Raw genomic sequence first — 21,269 nt, forward strand, 5'->3', positions numbered from 1 at the left:
ACCGCGCAGTTGGTGCGCAGTTGCCGCACGGCCGTGGCTGAACCGATCGGCGCAAGCGTGATCGTTCCCCCGCAAATCCTTGCCCCGCAAGCCTTTTTCGCCCTCCGCAAGCCTGTTTCGTCTTGTAATTTTGACGTCAATCGGGTAGTGTAAGTCGTTTGTCCAGCCCGCTTTTTCGCGTTCACGGACGCCGTCAAAAGCGGCGTGTGCCATGAAGGCGCGATTTTTCCTTCGAGCGGTATCCGACGGTTGCAGGGACGTCGTAGCGGCATGCGGGCAGGGCGCAAGTGCAAGCCACAAGAAGGCACGAGAAGGTACAAGCGCGCATCACCAATCGACACGATGCGCCGGCCTTCGCGCCCCTGAGGGCAAAACCCGCGCGTGCTGCACGCGCTGAAGCCGCCGCCATGGCCATAAGCGTCCGGGCGGCCCGGTCCTTCGGTGCGCCAGCGCGGTAACATCTCCAGTTCAGAACGACAATGGCACTCATCGTACACAAATACGGCGGCACCTCGATGGGCTCGGTCGAGCGCATCAAGAACGTCGCCAAGCGCGTCGCCAAATGGCACAAGGCCGGCCACAAGATGGTCGTCGTGCCCTCGGCGATGTCCGGCGAAACCAATCGTCTGCTCGGTCTCGCGAAAGAAATTTCGCCGCAGCCCAGCCCGCGCGAGCTCGACATGATTGCGTCGACCGGTGAGCAGGTGAGCGTTGGTCTCCTCTCGATCGCGCTGCAGGATGCAGGCGTCGACGCCATCAGCTACACCGGCTGGCAAGTGCCGGTCAAAACCGACAGCTCGTTCACCAAGGCCCGCATCAACGACATCGACGGCGAGCGCGTGCTGGCCGACCTCGACGAAGGCAAGGTGGTCGTGATCACGGGCTTCCAGGGCATCGACCCGGAAGGCCATATCACCACGCTCGGCCGCGGCGGCTCGGACACTTCGGCGGTTGCAGTCGCAGCCGCGCTGAAGGCCGACGAATGCCTGATCTATACGGACGTGGACGGCGTGTACACGACCGACCCGCGTGTGGTCGACGACGCACGCCGTCTCGATCGCATTACGTTCGAAGAGATGCTGGAAATGGCCAGCCTCGGCTCGAAAGTGCTGCAGATCCGCTCGGTGGAATTCGCGGGCAAGTATCAGGTGAAGACGCGTGTGCTCTCCAGCCTGACCGACCCGATGATGAACCTCGACGAGGAAATGACCTCGGGCACCCTGATTACTTTTGAAGAAGACGAGACCATGGAAAAAGCAGTCATCTCGGGTATCGCGTTCCAGCGCGACGAGGCCCGCATTGCCGTGATGGGCGTGCCCGACAAGCCGGGCATCGCGTATCAGATCCTCGGCCCGGTGGCGGACGCGAATATCGACGTCGACATGATCATCCAGAACCAGAGCGTGGCCGGCAAGACCGACTTCACGTTCACGGTGCCGCGCGGCGACTATCAGCGCGCCATGGATGTCCTGAACAACCAGGTGAAGGGTCACGTGAACGCCGAGCAGGTGCTGGGCGATCCGAAGGTGTCGAAGGTCTCGGTGGTCGGCGTGGGCATGCGCTCGCACGTGGGCGTGGCGAGCAAGATGTTCCGCACGCTCTCGGAAGAGGGCATCAACATCCAGATGATCTCGACTTCGGAAATCAAGATCTCGGTGCTGATCGACGAGAAGTACATGGAGCTGGCGGTCCGCGCGCTGCACAAGGCATTCGACCTCGAGCACGCGTAAATCGCGCTGGGTTGGCGTTGTATTGGCGTTGGGTCTGGGTTGTATGACGCGGATGTGACGCAGTTTTTCCGCTTGATTCTGATTTGAGATGCCGCGCGCGACGTTCGTTGTGCGCTTGCAGAAAAAACTTTGCAAAAAAGCGTCGTATGAATTGACCGGAAGGCGCTAACCCGCTATTATCTTGGCTTCGTTGCGCTGCCTCCCTGGCGCGAACGAAGTTTTCGGGAGACGTGGCCGAGAGGTCGAAGGCACTCCCCTGCTAAGGGAGCATCTGGGCCAAAACCTGGATCGAGGGTTCGAATCCCTCCGTCTCCGCCAGTAATGGCGGCGAAACCCCGCAAGTCTCGGCTTGCGGGGTTTTTGTTTTTTTGGCCCACGTTGTGCGTGAAGTCGGTGTTTGATCGGCCGCTTATTGCTTCTTGCCGCCGTCGAGGCGGCTCCGTTGTCGATTCCCGATTTCCAGGATTCATTTAATCAGGACTGCGATGGATGTATGTCAGGGAAGCGATATGGGGTCCCACATCGAGTCGTGCGCAACGCCTGGTGGAAGAGCGGGGTGTGCGCAAAGTCGTTCGTCATGCGAATGAAACGGCGTTTTCACGTGCATGCCGCACTCATGACCCAAGGTCCTGCTGGCGCCCGCACGCTTTGGCGCCAGCGGTGATATCCTCCGCTGCGCCGTCGTTCGCCGCGTTGCCCATGCTCACGGCAACACTGGGTCGCGAAAAGCACGCGAGCGATGTGCGCATTCGCACTGCGCTGCGCGCCGCCAGCCTTCGCGTGGGTGTAACGAGACGTAACGACATCGAACGCAGGGCAGGTTTGTGCATCAGTTATTACAAGTTTGAAATACGCCGGCCAAGACCGTGCGTTATATTGGTTTCAACAAAACATCAAACCCGAAAGGTGAGTCCATGAAGTTCCCACGTGTTGTTGCAATGCTGCTCGGGGGCGTGGCTATCGGCGCATCGAGCGTTGCTATGGCTGGCGTGAGCGTTGGTGTCAACATCGGTATTCCGGCCCCGGTTTATGTCGCTCCGCAGCCGGTCTACGCACCGCCGCCCCCGCCGCCGGTCGTTTATCAACCGGCTCCTGTCTACGCGGCGCCGCCGGCCATCGTGATCGGCTGGCATGGCGACCGTTACTGGGACGGCCGCCGCTACTGGGGGCGCGACGACTGGTATCGTCACCACGGCGGCTACGACGGCCCGGGCCGTGGTCACTATGACCGCGACCACGGTGGTCCTCCGGGACACTGGCACTAAGCCGCGAGGCTGGTTGCTGGCGTAACGCGTGTGACACGGGTAACGCGTTGCGCCAAAAGAAAAGCCGCCCATTGGGCGGCTTTTGCTTGTCTGTCGTTGCACGCGCAACGAGGCGCGCACAACGGGTAGACGCGAAGGCAGGCTTACTCGAGTCCGGCCATTCCGCCAACCACGGCGTTGAAGCCCGAGTCGACGTGCATGATTTCGGCGGTCACGCCGGCTGCCAGGTCAGAGAGCAGGAACGCGGCAGAATTGCCGACTTGCTCGATGGTCACGTTACGTTGCAGCGGGGCGTTTTGCTCGACGAAGTCGAGAATCTTGCCAAAGCCCTTGATGCCGCTTGCCGCAAGCGTCTTGATCGGGCCAGCGGAGATGCCGTTCACGCGCACGCCTTGCCCGCCGAGCGCCACCGCGAGATAACGCACGCTCGCTTCGAGTGCGGCCTTCGCGACGCCCATGGTGTTGTAGTTCGGGATGGCGCGTTCGGCGCCGAGATAGGTCAGCGTCAGCAGCGAAGCATTCTGGGCGAGCATCGGCTTGGCGGCCTTGGCGAGCGCCGGGAAGCTGTACGCCGAAATATCGTGCGCAATACGGAAGTTCTCGCGGGTCATGCCGTCGAGAAAGTCACCCGCGATCGCTTCGCGCGGTGCGAAGCCGATCGAGTGGACGAGGCCGTCGAGCGTGTCCCAGTGCTGCTTGAGGTCGGTGAAGAGCGCTTCGATTTGCGCGTCGTCGGCCACATCGCAGGGGAACACGAGGTCGCTTTCGAATTCGCGCGCGAACTCGGTAATGCGGTCCTTGAAGCGGTCGCCGACGTACGTGAACGCCAGTTCCGCGCCTTCGCGCTTGCATGCCTGCGCGATGCCGTATGCGATCGAACGGTTCGACAGCAGGCCGGTCAACAGAATGCGTTTGCCAGCGAGGAAGCCCATGAATTCTCCTAAATCAGGTCATTGCGCCCGGCGCCTGTAAGGGCGGCGCCGCGTGGTTTGGGTAGAATTCTCTCACAACTGACAAGGCAGCCCGGACAATTACCGATCTATGACGACAGGAACGCGAGGCAGGACGGCGCGCGGCGCGCTTGGGGCAACCGTTCCTGCGGCATGGTTCGCGCCTGGAAAAAGGCTGGCGGCCGCGTGTCTGGCGCTCGCATTCTGGCTGATGGCCATGCCGTCCGCGCACGCGGTCTACGCCATCGCACAGTATGGCGAGCCCAAATATCCGCAAGGATTCGCGCACTTCGACTACGTGAATCCCGATGCGCCCAAGGGCGGCACGCTCGTCCTCGCCAACCCCGACCGCCTCACGAGCTTCGACAAGTTCAACCCGTTCACGCTACGCGGCAATCCGGCGCCGGGCCTCGGCATGCTGTTCGAGAGCCTCACGACGGGAAGTCTCGACGAAGTGGCCTCCGCCTACGGTCTGCTCGCCGACGATATCCGTATCGCGCCCGACGCGCTTTCGGTGACGTTTCACATCAACCCGAAAGCGCGCTTTTCGAACGGCGACCCGGTGACAGCCGAAGACGTGAAGTTTTCGCTCGATACCCTGAAGAGCCGCCAGGCCGCGCCCTCCATGCAGGCGTATTTCAGCGAGATCACGCGCGCGGTCGTGGTCGATCCCGCGACGATCCGCTTCGAGTTCCGCAGCCGTAACCGCGAGCTGCCGCTCATTGCCGGCGGCATGCCCGTGTTCTCGCACAAGTGGGGATTGCGCCCGGACGGCAGCCGCATCGCCTTCGATCAGCTGGCGTTCGAGCAGCCGATCGGCAGCGGCCCGTATGTGATCGACCGCTACTCGAACGGCCGCACGATCACCTACAAAATCGACGCCAACTACTGGGGCAGGGATCTGCCGGTGCGTGTGGGCACCAACAATTTCGAGCGCATTACCTACAAGCTCTATTCGGATGACGTGGCGCGCCTCGAAGCCTTCAAGGCGGGCGAGTACGACGCGCTCGTCGAATACGTCGCGCGCAACTGGGTGCGGCGCGATGTCGGCAAGCGCTTCGACAGCGGTGAGCTCATCAAGCGCGAATTCCCGCAGCACAATGGCACGGGCATGCAGGGCTTCGTCATGAATCTGCGCAAGCCCGTGTTCCAGGATGTGCGCGTGCGCCGCGCGCTCGACCTCGCGCTCGATTTCCAGTGGCTCAACCGCATGCTGTTCTATAGCCAGTACCGTCGCATCGACAGCTGGTTCGCGAACACGCAGCTGCAGGCCAAGGGCCTGCCGTCGCCTGGCGAGCTTGCCTTGCTCGAGCCGTGGCGCAAGTCGCTCGACCCCGCCGTGTTCGGGCCGCCGCCCTTGCAGCCCGATACGACGCCGCCGGGCTCGCTGCGCGCGAATCTGCTCAAGGCGCGCGCGCTTCTGGCCGACGCCGGCTGGACCTACCGCGATGGCGCGCTGCGCAACGCGAAGGGCGAGCCGTTCACGTTCGAAGTGCTCGACGACACGAGCGCTTCGGCGCAGTGGGCGCCGATCATGGCGCAGTACACGCAGGCGCTCAAGCGGCTGGGGATCCAGGTGAACTATCGTTCGGTCGACTTTGCGCTCTACCAGAAGCGGCTCGACGCGTTCGACTTCGACATGACGACCATCAAGTTCCCCGACGTTCAGGTGCCCGGCGCGGAACAGGTCGACCGCTTCGGCAGCAAGGCCGCCGACGAGCCGGGCTCGGGCAACTTGCTGGGCCTGAAGTCGCCCGCCGTCGATGCGATTCTCAAGGCGCTTACGCAGGCGCAAACGCTCGAGCAACTGCTCGACGCCACGCATGCGCTCGACCGGGTGCTGATGCACGGCTACTATGTGGTGCCGCAGTGGTTCAGCGCGACGCACCGTGTGGCGTTCAAGAACACGCTGGCATATCCGGCGAAATTGCCGCTGTACTATGGCGCGAATGACTGGATCATCTCGACGTGGTGGCTGAAGTCACCACCCCGGCCGCAACCCGGGCAGCAAGCCGCTGGTCATTAACAACGGACACGACGGAAGCAACGAATCATGTGGAGCTACATCGTCAAACGCCTGCTGCTGATGATCCCGACGCTGTTCGGCGTGCTCACGCTGACCTTCGGCGTGATCCAGTTCGTGCCGGGCGGCCCCGTCGAGCAGGCAGTGCGAGAGTTGCGACGCGGGGCGGAGCAGGGCATGCCGTTCGGCATGCGCGCGCATTCGGGCGTGGACGCGCAGCAGATCGCGCAGCTCAAGCAGCTCTACGGCTTCGACAAGCCGCCGCTGCAGCGCTATTTCCTGATGCTCGGGCGCTTCGCGCGCTTCGATCTCGGGCAGAGCTATTTCCATCACCAGAGCGTCTGGTCGCTCATCATTTCGAAGCTGCCGGTTTCGATCAGCATTGGTCTCTGGACCTTCTTCCTCACCTATCTGATATCGGTGCCGTTGGGCATCGCGAAGGCGGTGCGCAACGGCTCGCGCTTCGATCTCGTGACGAGCCTCGTCGTGCTCGTCGGTTATGCGATTCCGGGCTTCGTGCTGGGCGTGCTGCTGCTTGTGCTGTTTGGCGGCGGCTCGTTCCTGCAGCTCTTTCCGCTGCGCAATCTCACCTCCGATAACTGGGACACGCTTTCGCTCGGCGGCAAGATTCTCGACTATCTCTGGCACATCGCGCTGCCGGTTACAGCCTCGGTGGTGGGCAGCTTTGCCGTCACGACCATGCTGACCAAGAACGCCTTTCTCGAAGAGATCCGCCGCCAATACGTGCTGACGGCGCGCGCCAAGGGCCTCTCGGAGCGCACCGTGCTCTGGAAGCACGTGTTTCGCAACGCGTTGCTGCCGCTCGTGGTGGGCTTCCCGTCCGCGTTCATCGGCGCGTTCTTCACGGGCAGCCTGCTGATCGAAACGCTTTTCTCGCTCGACGGGCTCGGGCTGCTTTCATACGAGTCCGTCGTGCGGCGCGACTATCCAGTCGTGCTCGGCACGCTGTATCTCTTCACGTTGATCGGACTCCTGACGAATCTGATCTCCGATCTTTGCTACGTGTGGGTCGATCCCCGCATTCAATTCGAACAACTGGAGCGCTGAGTTGAACCGAGTCCGTGCCGGCGCCGAGTCCGAGCTGCGCACCGAGTCCGTGCGCGCCTTCAAGTCGCCCACGCCCGCGCGGCGGGTGTGGCTGCGCTTCAAGCAGCAACGGCTCGGCTACTGGAGCCTCATCATCTTTGTCGTGGCCTTCGCGGCGAGCCTCGCGGCGCCGCTCTGGTGCAACGACAAGCCGCTCGTCGTGCGCTACGACGGTCACTTGTACTTTCCGCTCTTCAAGGCGTACCCGGAGACGACGTTCGGCGGCGACTTCCCGACGCCTGCCGACTACCTCGATCCGTATATCCGCCACCGGTTCGACGCGCCCGGCAACTTCGCGATCTATCCGCCTAATCCGTACTACTACGACACGCTCAACTACTTTTCGAAGGTGCCGAATCCCGCGCCACCGTCGCGGCAGAACTGGCTCGGCACCGACGCGAGCGGACGCGACCTGTTCGCGCGGTTGCTCTATGGCTTTCGCGTGTCCGTGGAGTTCGGGCTCGTGCTGACGGCGATCGGTACGGTTATCGGCATTCTGGCGGGGGCGGTGCAGGGATATTTCGGCGGCAAGGTCGATATCGTCGGGCAACGGCTGATCGAAATCTGGAACTCGATGCCGGAGCTCTACCTGCTCATCATCTTCGCGGCGATCTTCGAGCCGGGGTTCATCCTGCTCATTGTCCTGTTGTCGCTATTCGGCTGGATCGGGCTCGCGAGCTATGTGCGCGCCGAGTTCCTGCGCAACCGCAACCAGGACTACGTGCTCGCCGCGCGCGCAATGGGTCTTTCGAACTGGCAGATCATCTGGCGCCACGTGCTGCCCAACAGTCTCACGCCGGTCATTACGTTTCTGCCGTTCCGTATGAGCGGAGCGATTCTCGCGCTCACGAGCCTCGATTTCCTCGGCCTTGGCGTGCCTCCGCCCACACCGAGCCTCGGCGAATTGCTCGCGCAGGGCAAGGGCAATCTCGACGCATGGTGGATCTCGATGTCGACATTCGGCGTGCTCGTCATCACGCTGCTGTTGCTCACGTTCATGGGCGACGCGCTACGCAACGCGCTCGATACGCGCATTTCCGACGCCATGAAGGCCGGAGGCAACCAGTGAGCGCCCAGCCGGAAAACATCGCCGCGCCGCTGCTTTCGATCGAGCATTTGAGCGTGCGCTTTGACGAGACACTTGCCGTCGACGACATCACGCTCGCGATCGGGCGCGGCGAGCGCGTGGCGCTCGTCGGCGAATCCGGCTCGGGCAAGACTGTGACTGCGCTGGCGGTTCTGCGGCTCTTGCAGGACGCGCAGATCAGCGGAACGATCCGGCTCGACGGCGAGGATCTGCTCGCGAAAAGTGAGCGCGCGATGCGCGGCCTGCGCGGCAGCGACATCGCGATGATCTTCCAGGAGCCGATGACGGCGCTCAATCCGCTCTACACGATCGGCGAGCAGATCGCGGAAACCATCGTGCTGCACGACGGCGTGTCGAAGAAAGCGGCCTACGAGCAGGCGGTGGGGCTGCTCGAGCGCACGGGCATTGCCGAGGCGCGGCGGCGCGTGTCGAGCTATCCGCATCAGCTCTCGGGCGGCCAGCGACAGCGCGTGATGATCGCCATGGCGCTCGCGTGCCGTCCGCGCCTGTTGCTCGCTGACGAGCCGACCACCGCGCTCGACGTGACGATCCGCGGCCAGATCGTCGATCTGCTGCTCGAACTGCAGCGCGAGGAGGCAGCGCGGCGCGGTATGTCGGTGCTGCTCATCACGCACGACCTGAACCTCGTGCGCCGCTTCGCGCAGCGCGTGGCCGTGATGGAGAAGGGCAGGCTCGTGGAGTCGGGCAGCGTCGAGCAAATCTTCGAGGCGCCGCAGCACCCGTACACGCAGCGGCTCATCGCGAGCCGGCCGGAGCGCCACGTGCTCCCCGTGCTGCCGATCGCGCCGGTTCTGCTGCAGACGAAGGACGTGATCGTCGACTTTTCAACAAAGCTGCCGGGTTTTCGCGGCTGGTGGCAGAAGGGGCGCTATCGCGCCGTGAACGACGCGAACATCGCGGTGCGCCAGGGCGAGACGCTCGGCATCGTCGGCGAGTCCGGCTCGGGCAAGACGACGCTTGCGATGGCGATGTTGGGGTTGCAACGAACGGCGGGCGGTGTCGTCGAGTTCCAGGGGCGGCCGATCGCGAGCTATCAGGGGCGCGAGCGGCTTTCGTTGCGCTCGCATCTGCAGGTTGTCTTTCAGGATCCGTTCAGTTCGCTTTCTCCGCGCCAGACCATCGAGCGCATCGTGGGGGAGGGGCTCGCGCTGCATCGGCCCGATCTCTCCACCGAGGAGCGGCGCAAGCGCGTGGTCGGCGTGCTGCGCGAAGTGGGCCTCGATCGCACCGCTTTGCAACGATACCCGCACGAGTTTTCGGGCGGCCAGCGCCAGCGGATTGCCATTGCGCGCACGCTGGTACTGGAGCCGCGCGTCATTGTGCTCGACGAACCGACCAGTGCGCTCGACGTGTCGATCCAGCAACAGGTGTTGAGATTGTTGACGGATTTGCAACGCAAGTACAACCTGGGCTACGTGTTCATCAGCCACGACCTGGAGGTGATCGGCGCGATGGCGCACCGGATCGCAGTGATGCAGAACGGGGCAATCGTCGAGTCGGGAGAGGTCTCGAATATCTTCGATAGACCGGCGCATCCTTACACCCGAAAATTATTGAAAGCCGCATTCGATCGCTAGGCTTTGGCGGAACTTTAGGGTGAATTTCGGTGAAATTCACCAATGAGGTGAATGTCGCGATTGAATTTTTCTATTTGTTTTGACACACAAATACTTACTGGCTAGTATCGTCCAAACTTTTCTACTAACTCCCTGATTTACGGGCAATTTCTACCGACCAATGCAGCACCGATACCTGACCCAGGCTTGCACGCGCGTCGTCGCCGGGATGTTCATCGGCGTACTGATGGCCGCAGCTCCCGGCGCGTTCGCCGACGAAGTAAGCAGCTTTAACCAGAATGCCTCATTTTCGCCGAGCAGCTCGGCGAATCCGCAGTCCATCCCTGCAGTTCAGAACGCACTTCAGAATGCCAACCAGGCGACCCCGGCGGCGGCTCCGGCCCCGACCGAAGGCGGCGCCAAGGCGTTCCTCTCCGGCATGGCCGGCAAAGCCGGCGACGTCGTTGTCGGCGCACTCAATATGATTGGCGTGCGTTACCGCTGGGGCGGCAACTCGCCTGACTCCGGCCTCGATTGCAGCGGCTTCGTGCGCTACGTGTTCCAGGACACGCTCGGCATGTCGCTGCCGCGCCGCGCCGAAGAAATGAGCCGCGTGGGCGAGAAGGTCAGCATGAGCAACCTGAAGCCGGGCGACCTCGTGTTCTTCAACACGATGCGCCGCACGTTCTCGCACGTCGGTATCTACATCGGCGACAACAAGTTCGTGCATTCGCCGTCCACCGGCAGCACGATCCGTGTTGACGACCTCGACGACGGCTATTGGGAAAAGCGCTTCACGGGCGCACGCCGTGTCGAGACGTCGTTCACGCCGGACCAGCAGCAAAGCCTCAAGCGCGTGAGCGCACAGTTCGACCCCAACGGCGGCAACTGATCGGGGCTTTGTAGCGCACCCGGTAGCTAAAAAGCCTGCTTCTCGCGAAGCAGGCTTTTTGTGTTTGCACGCCCGCCCAAGGGGCGCTTGGGGTCTAGCGGTCAGGCCGTCAGGCGCGCCGCTGCAAGCTTGCGCTCGAGTTCCTGCATGATGCGCGCCGCCGCTTCCTCGCCCGCGAGAATCGCCGCGTTGCGCTGCGTGAAGTCGCTGCTCGACATCGCGTTGAGGTTCGGGCGGATCACGACGTCGGCGTACTTGTCGAGTTCGTAGGTCTTGATCGTCTGGCCCATGATCGTGAAGGTCTGCATCAGCACGTCGAACTGGCTGAGCGTCGAGGCCGTTTCCGGGCGCGACGAAATGTCCACGGCGATCACGAAATCGGCGCCCATCTTGCGTGCGAACGAGGCCGGCACGGGGCTCACGAGGCCGCCGTCCACGTATTCGTGGCCCGCGATCTTCACCGGCTCGAAAATCGACGGGATGCTGCACGACGCACGCACGGCAATACCCGTGTTACCGCGCTGGAACAGGATGGGCTGCCCCGTGCGCAGGTCAGTCGCGACAACGCCGAGCGGCTTCGCCATTTTTTCGATGGGGCGCTCGCGCAGCGTGGTGTTCAGATAGTTCTGCAGCGCCACACCCTGCAGGAGGCCGCGCGTGCGGAAGGGCATCGCCCAGTCGCTGATCGAAGCTTCGTCCATCGTCAGCGCGAGCTTGTTGAGCGCGAAACCGTTCATGCCCGAGGCGTACAGCGCCGCGACGACCGAGCCCGCGCTTGTGCCGACCACGAAGTCGACTTGCACATTGCGCGCCTCGAGCGCCTTGATCACGCCGATATGCGCGAAGCCGCGCGCGGCGCCGCCGCCAAGCGCGAGGCCCACGCGAATCGGGCGCGTCGGCTTGCCGACCGGCGGCGGGGGCGCAGTGGTGACGGGCGGCGGGACGCTGGCGGTCTGCGTGCCCGCGGTCGTGCAGGCGGCAAGGACGGTGGAGGCGGCCGCAAGCGAAAAGTGGCGGCGGCTCAACGAAGGCGATGACTGCTTCAAGAAGGTTCTCCATGCGGTCCGCGTTCGTGTTCGGTCAGGAACGATGCGGTACCCCGGTCTGCTCGCGCGGGCGGCTGAGTATCTGTGTTTGCGCGCGCGACGCCGCAGCGTGGTGGCGGCGCGCCGACATCATAAGGCAAAGCGCGGCCGGTTTAGCGAGCGTGCATGTAACGCGATGTGTCGGAAGGTGACAAAGCGCCTGCCGGTTTGCGAGCGCGCGGGCGTCCGCGCGAGATTTGAGTAAGACTCGCATGAGAGAAGCGCAGCACCGACAGGCGTGCGCCGGACCGCGCCCCCAGGCCGAAGCCGTGCCTGGCGGGTATAATCCCGTCTCTAATTTTCCGGATTCCCGTTCGCGCGCGAGCTTGTGCGCCCCGGCGCTGCCGCGCGGGCCGAATGCGCCGCGAACCCCGGCCGTCCGCCGCCGTGGCTGCTTCTATCGCCAGCGCCGCGCCGCGGATGGCATCGTCCTCGAGTAATCGCCCATGACTACCTCTGTCGTCCGTACCCGCTTCGCGCCGAGCCCGACTGGCTTCATCCACCTCGGCAACATCCGTTCCGCGCTGTACCCGTGGGCGTTCGCGCGCCACAACAAGGGCGTCTTCGTCTTGCGGATCGAAGACACCGACCTCGAGCGTTCGACATCGGAATCGGTCGACGCGATCCTCGAAGGCATGGAGTGGCTCGGCCTGAATTTCGACGAAGGCCCGTTCTACCAGATGCAGCGCATGGACCGGTACCGCGAAGTGCTCAAAGAGATGCAGGAGCAGGGTCTCGTGTACCCGTGCTACATGTCGACCGAAGAACTCGACGCACTGCGCGAGCGCCAGCGCGCCGCCGGCGAAAAGCCGCGCTACGACGGCACGTGGCGCCCGGAGCCGGGCAAGGTGCTGCCCACGCCGCCGGAGGGCGTGCAGCCGGTGCTGCGCTTCCGTAACCCGCTCACGGGCGTGGTGGCATGGGACGACGCCGTCAAGGGCCGCGTGGAGATCTCGAACGAGGAGCTCGACGACCTCGTGATCGCACGCCCGGACGGCACGCCGACCTACAACTTCTGCGTGGTCGTGGACGACCTCGACATGAAGATCACCCACGTGATTCGAGGCGACGACCACGTGAACAACACGCCGCGCCAGATCAACATCCTGCGCGCGCTCGGCGGCGAGCCACCGGTCTATGCGCACCTGCCCACCGTGCTCAACGAGCAGGGCGAGAAGATGAGCAAGCGCCACGGCGCGATGAGCGTAATGGGCTATCGCGACGCCGGCTATCTGCCCGAAGCGGTGCTCAACTATCTCGCGCGTCTGGGCTGGTCGCACGGCGACGCCGAAGTGTTCACGTGCGAGCAGTTCGTCGAGTGGTTCGACCTCGAGCATCTGGGCAAGTCGCCCGCGCAGTACGACCACAACAAGCTCAACTGGCTCAACAACCACTACCTGAAGGAAGTGGACAACGCGCGGCTCGCCGAGCTCTCCAGGCCGTTCTTCGCTGCGCTCGGTGTGGACGAGGCCGCGCTTGCCAAGGGCCCGTCGCTCGAAGGCGTGGTCTCGCTCTTCAAGGACCGCGCGAACACGATCAAGGAGATCGCCGAGAGCGCGATGATGTTCTACCGCGAACCGCAGCCGGAAGCCGAAGCGCTCGCGCAGCACATCACGGAAGCGGTGCGTCCTGCGCTCGCCGACCTCGCCGCCGCGCTCAAGGGCGCTGAGTGGACGAAGGAGGGCGTCTCGGCCGCGCTCAAGGCCACGCTCGCCGCGCACAAGCTGAAAATGCCGCAGCTCGCGATGCCCGCCCGTTTGCTCGTGGCCGGTACGACGCATACGCCGTCGGTCGATGCGGTGCTCGTGCTGTTCGGCCGCGATGCGGTGGTGAGCCGTATCGAGAAGGGCATTTCGGCTGCAAAGTAAATTTTTTGAAGAATTTTTCGCCCGGACCCTAGCGCCCGGGCGGCAGTTCTTGTAGTATTCGGGCTCCGTTGAATACGGAGCGCGAGATAGCCGCGAATTAGCAGCAAATCTCACGCAAAGAGCCCCAGAATCGGGCAACGATGTTTCAAAGAAACCTCGAAGCGCTTCAAAAAACGATTCAAAAGCTCTTGACGAAAGCGAAATTGATGTTTAAAATCTCGCTTCTGTTCTGCAAGGGGGTATAGCTCAGCTGGGAGAGCGCTTGCATGGCATGCAAGAGGTCAGCGGTTCGATCCCGCTTACCTCCACCAACAGAACGTGTAGTACGCAGTAGAGTGTGGTAACGGCATTATCTGAAAAGATCATGTCCCCTTCGTCTAGAGGCCTAGGACATCACCCTTTCACGGTGAGTACAGGGGTTCGAATCCCCTAGGGGACGCCAGACATGAGCGTCGTCAATGAGATTGGCGAGGTACCAGGTGGGAGTCAATTGACATCCATCTGGCTGTGTCGAACTGGAGCGGTAGTTCAGTTGGTTAGAATACCGGCCTGTCACGCCGGGGGTCGCGGGTTCGAGTCCCGTCCGCTCCGCCAGATCCAGCCCGTTCAGAAACTGTGAGCGGGCTTTTTAGTTAAAGTGACGATTACAGGCGCAAGCACGTGTTGTCCCCTTCGTCTAGAGGCCTAGGACATCACCCTTTCACGGTGAGTACAGGGGTTCGAATCCCCTAGGGGACGCCAAATCAAAATGCGGCGCCAAAGAAGTAACACTGCGAGCAGTGTGGCGACGCCGCCAGCGGGAATCGACCGACGCCCGCAGGTTGAGCAGCAAGCTGGAGCGGTAGTTCAGTCGGTTAGAATACCGGCCTGTCACGCCGGGGGTCGCGGGTTCGAGTCCCGTCCGCTCCGCCAGATTCAAAGCCGTTCGGTAGTAGCGAGCGGAATGCAGTTCAAAAGGCGTAAGCCTGTGTTGTCCCCTTCGTCTAGAGGCCTAGGACATCACCCTTTCACGGTGAGTACAGGGGTTCGAATCCCCTAGGGGACGCCAAATGAAAATGCGGCGCCAAAAAAGTAGTGTGGCGACGCCGCCAGCGGGAATCGACCGACGCCCGCCGGTGAGCAGCAAGCTGGAGCGGTAGTTCAGTCGGTTAGAATACCGGCCTGTCACGCCGGGGGTCGCGGGTTCGAGTCCCGTCCGCTCCGCCAGAATGAAGCCCGTTGGATACGTCCAACGGGCTTTTTCTTTTTCCGCAGACGTTTCTTCCTTCTCTCCTCATTCTTTCCCTACGCGCCATTTCATTTTTCCGTACGGACAATCTGCGATTGCCGACGGTCGCGCGTTATCGTAGCGTTGTCGAAACCTCGTTTCCCCGCTTGCCGACATGTTCGCACCCAACGACATTGCGTCGCCGTTTCAGCTGCGCCGCGCCACCATGGACGATTTCGAGTTCGCGGAGACGCTCACGCGCAACAACATGGGTGGCTACTATTTGCGGCATCACCTCGTCTGGCGCGGCGATCTCTTTCTGGCGAGCTATCGCGAGTCGGAGAATTTCATTCTCGAACTCGACGGCGAGGCGATCGGCGTGCTGCGCGTGACGCAGGAGGGCGACTCGCTGCACATTCGCGATGTGCAGATCGCCCAAGGCTATCGCGGCAACGGCGCCGGCACGTTCCTGCTCGACATCTCGCACCAATGGGCCCGCGAGCGGGGCTTGCGCGAACTGCAACTGCGCGTGTTCGTCGATAACCCGGCCGCGCGTCTTTATCTGCGCATGGGGTACCGCGTGGCGGGTCCGAGGCTTGCGCGGCTTGGCTCGATTCGCCACATGACACGGCTGGTCTGAACGCAGCCGGTACCTTGTTCAACGCGCACTATTCGTCACGATGATCGTTGCGACTGGCGGTCACGGAATCTTCGGGTTCGTCTTCGTCGCGATCGCCCGAGCCGCGCGCGATGAAGGCGCGCGGGCTCTCGCCGAATGCGCGGCGAAACATCGCTGAAAACGCGCTCTGGCTCTGGTAGCCGAGTTCCTGCGCCACGACGGCCATCGGGCGTCCCTGATTGAGGAGCGGAATGGCGCGGGCGAGGATCGCCTGCTGGCGCCACTGTGAAAAGCTCACGCCGAGTTCCTGGCGAAAGAGCCGCGCAATCGTGCGGGTACTCGCGCCGACGTGTGCGGCCCAGTATTCGAGCGAGCCGGGCCCCGCCGGATCGGCGATCAGCGCCTCGCACAGCGCGCGCAGGCGTTTTTCCTCAGGCATCGGCACGGCGAGCGGCAGCGGCGCCGAGCGCGTGATCTCGTCAAGCGCCAGCGCGCCGAGCAGGCGCTCGCGCGCCGTAGGAATGCCACGCTCGTCGAGCGCGGCGATCGTCTCGCGCAACAGACCTGAGACCTCGACCACGCGGCACGCGTCGAGGCCGGGCGGAATCACCGATTCGTCTACGTAGAGCGTGCGCAGGAACGCATCCTCGACGATCGCCACTTCGTGCGTGATGTGAGGCGGCACCCAGATGGCGCGCGAGGGCGGCACCATCCACGTCGTGCCGGGCGTTGCCATGCGCAGCACGCCGCGCGACGAGTAGGCGAGCTGGGCCCACGCGTGCGTGTGCTGCGCGATGCATACCCCGGCCGGCATGGGCCGCGAGCGCACACGGATAGGATGCGTGGGCGTAGGCGCGAACTCGGGCGGGATATCGATGAGTTCGGCGCGCGGCGGCGCAAGGTGGCTTGCGGTGCTGGCCGCGGTTTTAACCGTAGCGTTGGGCGAATCCTCGGGCATGACGGGCACGGTGCGGCGGGTTGGGCGACGGGGTCGCCAAGTCTGGCGCACCCATTGTAGACGTCTCGCGCGCGGCGGCCTGGGCCGCATGCATTAATGGCCGGGCATAATGTGGACGGATCGATAGCGTGCTCGTGCGGCGCGAGCCACCCTGAAGGAGAAAAAAAGCCATGAAATATGTGTTCGTCTACGGCACGCTGCGCGCGGGCGAGATCAACGACATCAACCTCGCGGCGGATCGCAACGCGATCGCGCGCCCGCGTCACCTCGGTCTCACCACGCTCGCCGGTCGGCTCTTCGACTTCGGCAGCTATCCGGGGATGGTGGCCGAAGCGCCGGATGCGCATTCGTCGGTCGTCGGCGACGTCTACGAAATCGACGACGCGCTCCTCGCCGTACTCGACGAAATCGAGCAGGTTTATCCGGGCGTGGATGGACTCTTCGTGTCGAAGGAAGTGGATATCGAGGTGCAGGGCGAACGCATTGCTTGCCTCTACTATCCGGTTGCGTCTGCCGCCATTGCAGGACGCCCCGAGATTGCGGGCGGCGACTGGGTCACGCATCGGCGCGCGCGCTGACCCGAAGACGCGCGGCGCTCCCGTGAGCGCGGCGCATGAAAACACGAAGGCCCGACGGATTCTCATCCGTCGGGCCTTTTGCATCGGCTATTCGTTAGCAATACCGATGAATCAGATCTCTTCGTACAGCGGCAGCGTCAGGAACTCGACGAAGTTTTCCGACGTCGACATCTGCTCGAAGATCTGCGCGGCGCGCTCGTACGGCTTGGTGTCGCCGCCCACCGACGCCTTCACCTTGTCCAGCTCCTGCGGAATCAGATCGCGCACGAGTTCGGCCGTGACCTTGCGGCCGTCCTCGAGCTTGCCCTTGGGCGAGCGGATCCACTGCCACACCTGCGAGCGCGAGATTTCGGCGGTCGCCGCGTCTTCCATCAGGTTGTGGATCGGCACGCAGCCATTGCCTGCGAGCCACGAACCGAGGTAGTGGATGCCCACGTTGATGTTGTTGCGCAGGCCGGCTTCGGTGATCGGCGCTTCCGGACGGAAGTCGAGCAGATCCTTGCCCGCAACGTTCACGTCCGGGCGCTGCTTGCCGATCTGGTTCGGCTTGTCGCCGAGCACCTTCACGAACTCTTCCATCGCGATGGGCACGAGGCCCGGGTGCGCGACCCAGCCGCCGTCGTAGCCGTCCGTTGCGTCGCGCGCCTTGTCCGAGCGCACGCCGCCCATGGCCTTGTCGTTGGCGGCCTCGTCGTTCTTGATCGGGATCAGCGCGCTCATGCCGCCGATAGCCGGTGCGTTGCGCTTGTGGCAAGTCTTGAGCAATTCGAGCGCGTAAGCGCGCATGAACGGCACCGTCATCGTGATCTGCGAGCGGTCGGCGAGGCAGAAGTCCTTGTCGTTCTTGAACTTCTTGATTGCCGAGAAGATGTAGTCCCAACGGCCCGCGTTGAGGCCCGAGCTGTGCTCGCGCAGCTCATAGAGGATTTCGTCCATCTCGAACGCGGCGAGGATCGTCTCCACCAGCACCGTCGCGCGGATCGTGCCGCGCGGGATGCCCACGCCTTCCTGCGCCGCGACGAAGATGTCGTTCCACAGGCGCGCTTCGAGATGGCTTTCCATCTTCGGCAGATAGAAGTACGGGCCGCTGCCGCGCGAAATCAGTTCCTTCGCGTTGTGGAAGAGGTAGAGCGCGAAGTCGAAGACGCCGCCCGACACACGCTGACCGTCCACCGTCACGTGCTTCTCGTCGAGGTGCCAGCCGCGCGGTCGCACGATCAGCGTGGCGGTCTTGTCGTTGAGCTGGTAGGTCTTGCCGTTCTGTTCCAGCGAGATCGTGCGGCGCACGGCGTCCTTCAAGTTGAGCTGGCCGACGATCTGGTTTTCCCAGTTCGGCGAGTTCGAGTCCTCGAAGTCGGTCATGTACGCGTCCGCGCCCGAGTTCAGCGCGTTGATGATCATCTTGCGCTCGACCGGGCCCGTGATTTCCACGCGGCGGCATTCGAGATCCTTCGGCAGCGCCGCGATCTTCCAGTCGCCTTCGCGGATCGATTTCGTTTCGGCAAGAAAGTCGGGGCGCTCGCCGGCGTCGAGGCGCTTCGTGCGCTCGACGCGTGCCTTCAGCAGTTCCTGGCGGCGCGGCTCGAACGCGCGATGCAGCTTCGCAACGAGTTCGAGCGCTTCGGGCGTGAGGATCGTTTCGAAGCCGGGCTGGATTTCAGCCGTGATCTGCATGCCTTGCGGCAGTTGCAACGTGTTCGCCATTTGCTTGCTCCTTGGTCGGTCAGACTGTGAATGTGTGGTTGTTGTGGCTCGCGTCGAGCGGCTTGTCCGTCACGCGCCCGGGCTGGGGCGAGGGCGGCTTTGCCTTTCGGGCGCAGCGGTTTCGAGAAAAGCGGCGAGTTCTGCCATGCCGCCGCCCGTGCCATGCGGCGCCACGCCGAGCTCTTCGGCGGGCAGTCGCTGGCGGTTGATCCAGAACGTGGTGTAGCCAAACCAGCCGGCGCCCGCGGCGTCCCAGCCGTTCGACGACACGAACACGATGTCGCGCGGCGCGGCGTCGAACGCATCGGTGCCGAGCGAATATGCGGCGGCGGCCGGCTTGTAGGCACGCACGGCATCGACCGACAGCACGTGGTCGAAAAGGCCGCTCATGCCGGCGCTCTTCACCGCGATGTCGAGCATTTGCGGGTTGCCGTTCGATAGGATCGCAAGGCCCATGCGCGTGCCGTCTTCGCGCCCTTCGTGCATCTGACGCAGGCGGCGCAGCGCGGGCAGCACGTCGGGGAAGGCCGAGAGGCAGGCATATTCGTCCATGAGACGCTTTTCGCCCGCGCCCGTGAGCGACAGGTTCAGGCGGCGCGCGGCGTAACGCAGCGCGTCGAGCGTGATGTCCCAGAACGGGCGGTAGCGCGCGCCGGCAGGGTCGGAGAGCGTGCGCAGCTGCGTGTACTCGATCTGCTTGAGGCGCCAGAGCTGCGAGAGCGCCTCGCCCTGGCCGGGGAACATCTGCTCGGCGGCAGCGACGACCGAATGCACGTCGAAGAGCGTGCCGTACGCGTCGAAGATCACTGCCTTCGGAAATCGTGTTGTCGATAGTGTCGTTGTGGCCGACATAGCCTTGCACTCCATCTTCAGAGGTCGAGGTTGATTGTATTCATGAGTCGTATCACTGAAAAAGGCGGGATTGATCACTTGATCTTTTACTTTTACCCACCTAATCTGTCGGCCTGATCTCTCTTTTCCACTGTTTCTGTCGCCCAGTGCGCGCCATGACCGCTGATGGACCGCTTTAAACAGATCGAGACCTTCGTCACCGTGGCCGCCAAGGGCAGCCTTTCCGCCGCCGCCCAGGCCGAGGGCGTGGCGCCTGCCATCATCGGCCGGCGCATCGATGCGCTCGAGGAGCGGCTCGGCGTGAAGCTGCTCGTGCGCACCACGCGGCGCATCACGCTCACGTTCGAAGGCTCGGCGTTCCTCGAGGACTGCCAGCGCATCATTCACGACATGCAGAACGCGGAGGCGAGCGTGTCCGAGGGCGGCGTGAAGGCGAGCGGGCACCTGCGCGTGTCCGCGCCGGCAGGCTTTGGGCGGCGGCACGTCGCGCCGCTCGTGCCCGATTTCACGGTCGCGCATCCGGACGTGAGCATCGCGCTCGATCTCTCGGACCGGCTCGTCGATCTCGTGAACGAGGGCTTCGACTGCGCCGTGCGGCTGGGCGAATTGCCCGATTCGTCCCTCGTGTCGCTCAAGCTCGGCGAAAACCGGCGCGTGTGCGTGGCGGCGCCCGCGTATCTGTCGCGCCGCGGCGAGCCCGAAGCGCCCGCCGATCTCGCGCGTCACAACTGCCTCGCTTTCGGCGCGAGCCTGAACCAGCAGCGCGGCTGGGCGTTTCAGCAGGAGGGCAAGGTGGTGTCGATCCGTGTGGCGGGGACGATGGAATGCTCGGACGGCGCGGTGCTGCACGAGTGGTGTCTCGCTGGCCACGGTCTGGCGTGGCGCTCGTGGTGGGAAGTCGGCGAGGATATTGCGGCGGGCCGCCTCGTGACGGTGCTCGACGCGTTCGCCGCGCCGCCCATCGGCATCCACGCCGTGTTTCCGCAGCGCCGCCATTTGCCGCTGCGCGTGCGCCTCTTTCTCGACTTTCTCAAGCATACCTACGGTCAACCCGGTTACTGGGGATAGGGGCCGCCGTGCGTGTTTCCGATATCCGGATTGACCCGCACGCACGGCTTGCGCCGATTTTTCGAGCACTACAATCGACCTGTGGGCCAAGGCGCCCGCCTGCGCGAGACGCTGGCTGACTGCTTGCCTGCGTTTCGAATCCCGCGTTTGACCGCGTTTGACCCTTGTCTTGCCCGTAATCCGCCACGCCACGGAGGGCGCCATGTTCAAGCACATTCTCGTACCGACTGACGGTTCGGAGCTGTCGAAGAAGGCGATCGACGGCGCGATCGACCTCGCACGCACTGTGGGCGCGCGCGTCACGGCCTACGCGTGCCTGCCGCAATATCCGTACTCGCCATACGCCGACGTGGTGATCGAGCCGCCCGGGGACTTCCAGACGCGCAGTGAGCGAGAGGCGCGAGTGCATCTGGACGAAATCGAGGCGGCGGCGCGCAATGCGGGCGTGATCTGCGACAGCCTCACGAGCGTGCATCCCGCACCGTATCTCGGCATCATCGAAGCCGCCGAATCCGGTGGCTGCGACGTGATATTCATGGCTTCGCACGGGCGTCGCGGGCTCGGCAGCCTGCTGATCGGCAGCGAGACGCAGCGCGTGCTCACCCATACGAAGATTCCGGTGATCGTGTATCGCTAGTCTTTTTAATGGGATGCAGGCGCCGTTCGGGGCGGGTGCTATTTCGCCGATTCGCGATGAAG

Annotated in this window: 17 protein-coding genes and 8 tRNA genes; 20 read left to right on the plus strand and 5 right to left on the minus strand. The window is 63.6% G+C overall.

Going from position 1 to position 21,269, the window contains the following annotated elements; translation table 11 throughout:
* Positions 1 to 479 precede the first annotated feature (479 nt).
* The 3 genes from U5A65_RS18615 (at position 480) to U5A65_RS18625 (ending at position 2,995) form a co-directional block, all read left to right on the plus strand.
* Positions 480 to 1,730 carry an aspartate kinase gene (locus U5A65_RS18615; RefSeq protein ID WP_321908870.1) on the plus strand — a complete coding sequence of 417 codons (1,251 nt, stop codon included), beginning with the start codon at positions 480 to 482 and terminating at the stop codon, positions 1,728 to 1,730.
* Positions 1,731 to 1,954: 224 nt separating this feature from the next.
* A tRNA-Ser gene (locus U5A65_RS18620) sits at positions 1,955 to 2,048 on the plus strand.
* A 596-nt stretch (positions 2,049 to 2,644) separates the two neighbouring features.
* Positions 2,645 to 2,995, plus strand: coding sequence for a hypothetical protein (locus U5A65_RS18625; RefSeq protein WP_321908868.1), 351 nt, complete (start codon positions 2,645 to 2,647; stop codon positions 2,993 to 2,995).
* A 143-nt stretch (positions 2,996 to 3,138) separates the two neighbouring features.
* Here U5A65_RS18625 and fabI read toward each other — a convergent pair whose 3' ends face one another.
* On the minus strand, positions 3,139 to 3,927 hold the full coding sequence (fabI, locus tag U5A65_RS18630) for an enoyl-ACP reductase FabI (RefSeq protein WP_321908866.1): 789 nt from the start codon (positions 3,925 to 3,927) through the stop codon (positions 3,139 to 3,141).
* A 109-nt stretch (positions 3,928 to 4,036) separates the two neighbouring features.
* Between fabI and U5A65_RS18635 the strand changes: the two genes are divergently transcribed.
* From U5A65_RS18635 to U5A65_RS18655, 5 genes are all read left to right on the plus strand, one after another.
* Positions 4,037 to 5,971 carry an extracellular solute-binding protein gene (locus U5A65_RS18635; protein WP_415765151.1) on the plus strand — a complete coding sequence of 645 codons (1,935 nt, stop codon included), beginning with the start codon at positions 4,037 to 4,039 and terminating at the stop codon, positions 5,969 to 5,971.
* 27 nt (positions 5,972 to 5,998) lie between these two features.
* Entirely contained in the window at positions 5,999 to 7,036 is a 1,038-nt protein-coding gene (locus U5A65_RS18640) for a microcin C ABC transporter permease YejB (protein WP_321908863.1), read from the plus strand.
* A 1-nt stretch (position 7,037) separates the two neighbouring features.
* Positions 7,038 to 8,144, plus strand: coding sequence for an ABC transporter permease (locus U5A65_RS18645; RefSeq protein ID WP_158757636.1), 1,107 nt, complete (start codon positions 7,038 to 7,040; stop codon positions 8,142 to 8,144).
* Positions 8,141 to 9,760, plus strand: coding sequence for a dipeptide ABC transporter ATP-binding protein (locus tag U5A65_RS18650; RefSeq protein ID WP_321934881.1), 1,620 nt, complete (start codon positions 8,141 to 8,143; stop codon positions 9,758 to 9,760). The genes U5A65_RS18645 and U5A65_RS18650 overlap by 4 nt, the downstream gene beginning before the upstream one ends.
* Positions 9,761 to 9,920: 160 nt before the next feature.
* Entirely contained in the window at positions 9,921 to 10,631 is a 711-nt protein-coding gene (locus U5A65_RS18655; RefSeq protein ID WP_321908858.1) for a C40 family peptidase, read from the plus strand.
* Positions 10,632 to 10,732: 101 nt separating this feature from the next.
* Here U5A65_RS18655 and U5A65_RS18660 read toward each other — a convergent pair whose 3' ends face one another.
* Entirely contained in the window at positions 10,733 to 11,677 is a 945-nt protein-coding gene (locus U5A65_RS18660; protein ID WP_321946950.1) for a patatin-like phospholipase family protein, read from the minus strand.
* A gap of 485 nt (positions 11,678 to 12,162) precedes the next feature.
* Here U5A65_RS18660 and gltX point away from each other — a divergent pair, with 485 nt between their 5' ends.
* The 9 genes from gltX (at position 12,163) to U5A65_RS18705 (ending at position 15,431) form a co-directional block, all read left to right on the plus strand.
* Positions 12,163 to 13,584 (plus strand): glutamate--tRNA ligase, encoded by a 1,422-nt coding sequence (gene gltX, locus U5A65_RS18665; RefSeq protein WP_321934879.1) that lies wholly within the window; start codon positions 12,163 to 12,165, stop codon positions 13,582 to 13,584.
* A 235-nt stretch (positions 13,585 to 13,819) separates the two neighbouring features.
* Positions 13,820 to 13,895: transfer RNA gene (locus U5A65_RS18670), tRNA-Ala, on the plus strand.
* A 55-nt stretch (positions 13,896 to 13,950) separates the two neighbouring features.
* Positions 13,951 to 14,026, plus strand: a tRNA-Glu gene (locus tag U5A65_RS18675).
* A 75-nt stretch (positions 14,027 to 14,101) separates the two neighbouring features.
* Positions 14,102 to 14,178 (plus strand) — tRNA-Asp (locus U5A65_RS18680).
* Between the two features lie 71 nt (positions 14,179 to 14,249).
* A tRNA-Glu gene (locus U5A65_RS18685) sits at positions 14,250 to 14,325 on the plus strand.
* 94 nt (positions 14,326 to 14,419) lie between these two features.
* A tRNA-Asp gene (locus tag U5A65_RS18690) sits at positions 14,420 to 14,496 on the plus strand.
* A 60-nt stretch (positions 14,497 to 14,556) separates the two neighbouring features.
* Positions 14,557 to 14,632 (plus strand) — tRNA-Glu (locus tag U5A65_RS18695).
* Positions 14,633 to 14,713: 81 nt separating this feature from the next.
* A tRNA-Asp gene (locus tag U5A65_RS18700) sits at positions 14,714 to 14,790 on the plus strand.
* A 176-nt stretch (positions 14,791 to 14,966) separates the two neighbouring features.
* Positions 14,967 to 15,431 carry a GNAT family N-acetyltransferase gene (locus tag U5A65_RS18705; protein ID WP_133181337.1) on the plus strand — a complete coding sequence of 155 codons (465 nt, stop codon included), beginning with the start codon at positions 14,967 to 14,969 and terminating at the stop codon, positions 15,429 to 15,431.
* 28 nt (positions 15,432 to 15,459) lie between these two features.
* Here U5A65_RS18705 and U5A65_RS18710 read toward each other — a convergent pair whose 3' ends face one another.
* Entirely contained in the window at positions 15,460 to 16,368 is a 909-nt protein-coding gene (locus U5A65_RS18710; protein WP_321946951.1) for a helix-turn-helix transcriptional regulator, read from the minus strand.
* A gap of 170 nt (positions 16,369 to 16,538) precedes the next feature.
* Between U5A65_RS18710 and U5A65_RS18715 the strand changes: the two genes are divergently transcribed.
* A complete protein-coding gene (locus U5A65_RS18715; RefSeq protein WP_321946952.1) occupies positions 16,539 to 16,946 on the plus strand; it encodes a gamma-glutamylcyclotransferase family protein in 408 nt (135 codons plus the stop codon).
* A gap of 111 nt (positions 16,947 to 17,057) precedes the next feature.
* Here the strand turns inward: U5A65_RS18715 and aceB are convergent, their stop codons facing one another.
* Both aceB and U5A65_RS18725 read right to left on the minus strand, forming a co-directional pair.
* A complete protein-coding gene (gene aceB / locus U5A65_RS18720; RefSeq protein WP_321946953.1) occupies positions 17,058 to 18,650 on the minus strand; it encodes a malate synthase A in 1,593 nt (530 codons plus the stop codon).
* 69 nt (positions 18,651 to 18,719) lie between these two features.
* Positions 18,720 to 19,502, minus strand: a complete 783-nt coding sequence (locus U5A65_RS18725; protein ID WP_321908845.1) for a haloacid dehalogenase type II — start codon at positions 19,500 to 19,502, stop codon at positions 18,720 to 18,722.
* Between the two features lie 165 nt (positions 19,503 to 19,667).
* Between U5A65_RS18725 and U5A65_RS18730 the strand changes: the two genes are divergently transcribed.
* Both U5A65_RS18730 and U5A65_RS18735 read left to right on the plus strand, forming a co-directional pair.
* Complete coding sequence (locus U5A65_RS18730; protein WP_321908844.1) at positions 19,668 to 20,570, plus strand: LysR family transcriptional regulator; 903 nt, start codon at positions 19,668 to 19,670, stop codon at positions 20,568 to 20,570.
* Between the two features lie 202 nt (positions 20,571 to 20,772).
* Complete coding sequence (locus U5A65_RS18735) at positions 20,773 to 21,207, plus strand: universal stress protein (protein WP_321908842.1); 435 nt, start codon at positions 20,773 to 20,775, stop codon at positions 21,205 to 21,207.
* Positions 21,208 to 21,269: the final 62 nt, after the last annotated feature.

It is taken from the genome of Paraburkholderia sp. J10-1 (genome assembly GCF_905220165.1).
GTDB lineage: Bacteria > Pseudomonadota > Gammaproteobacteria > Burkholderiales > Burkholderiaceae > Paraburkholderia.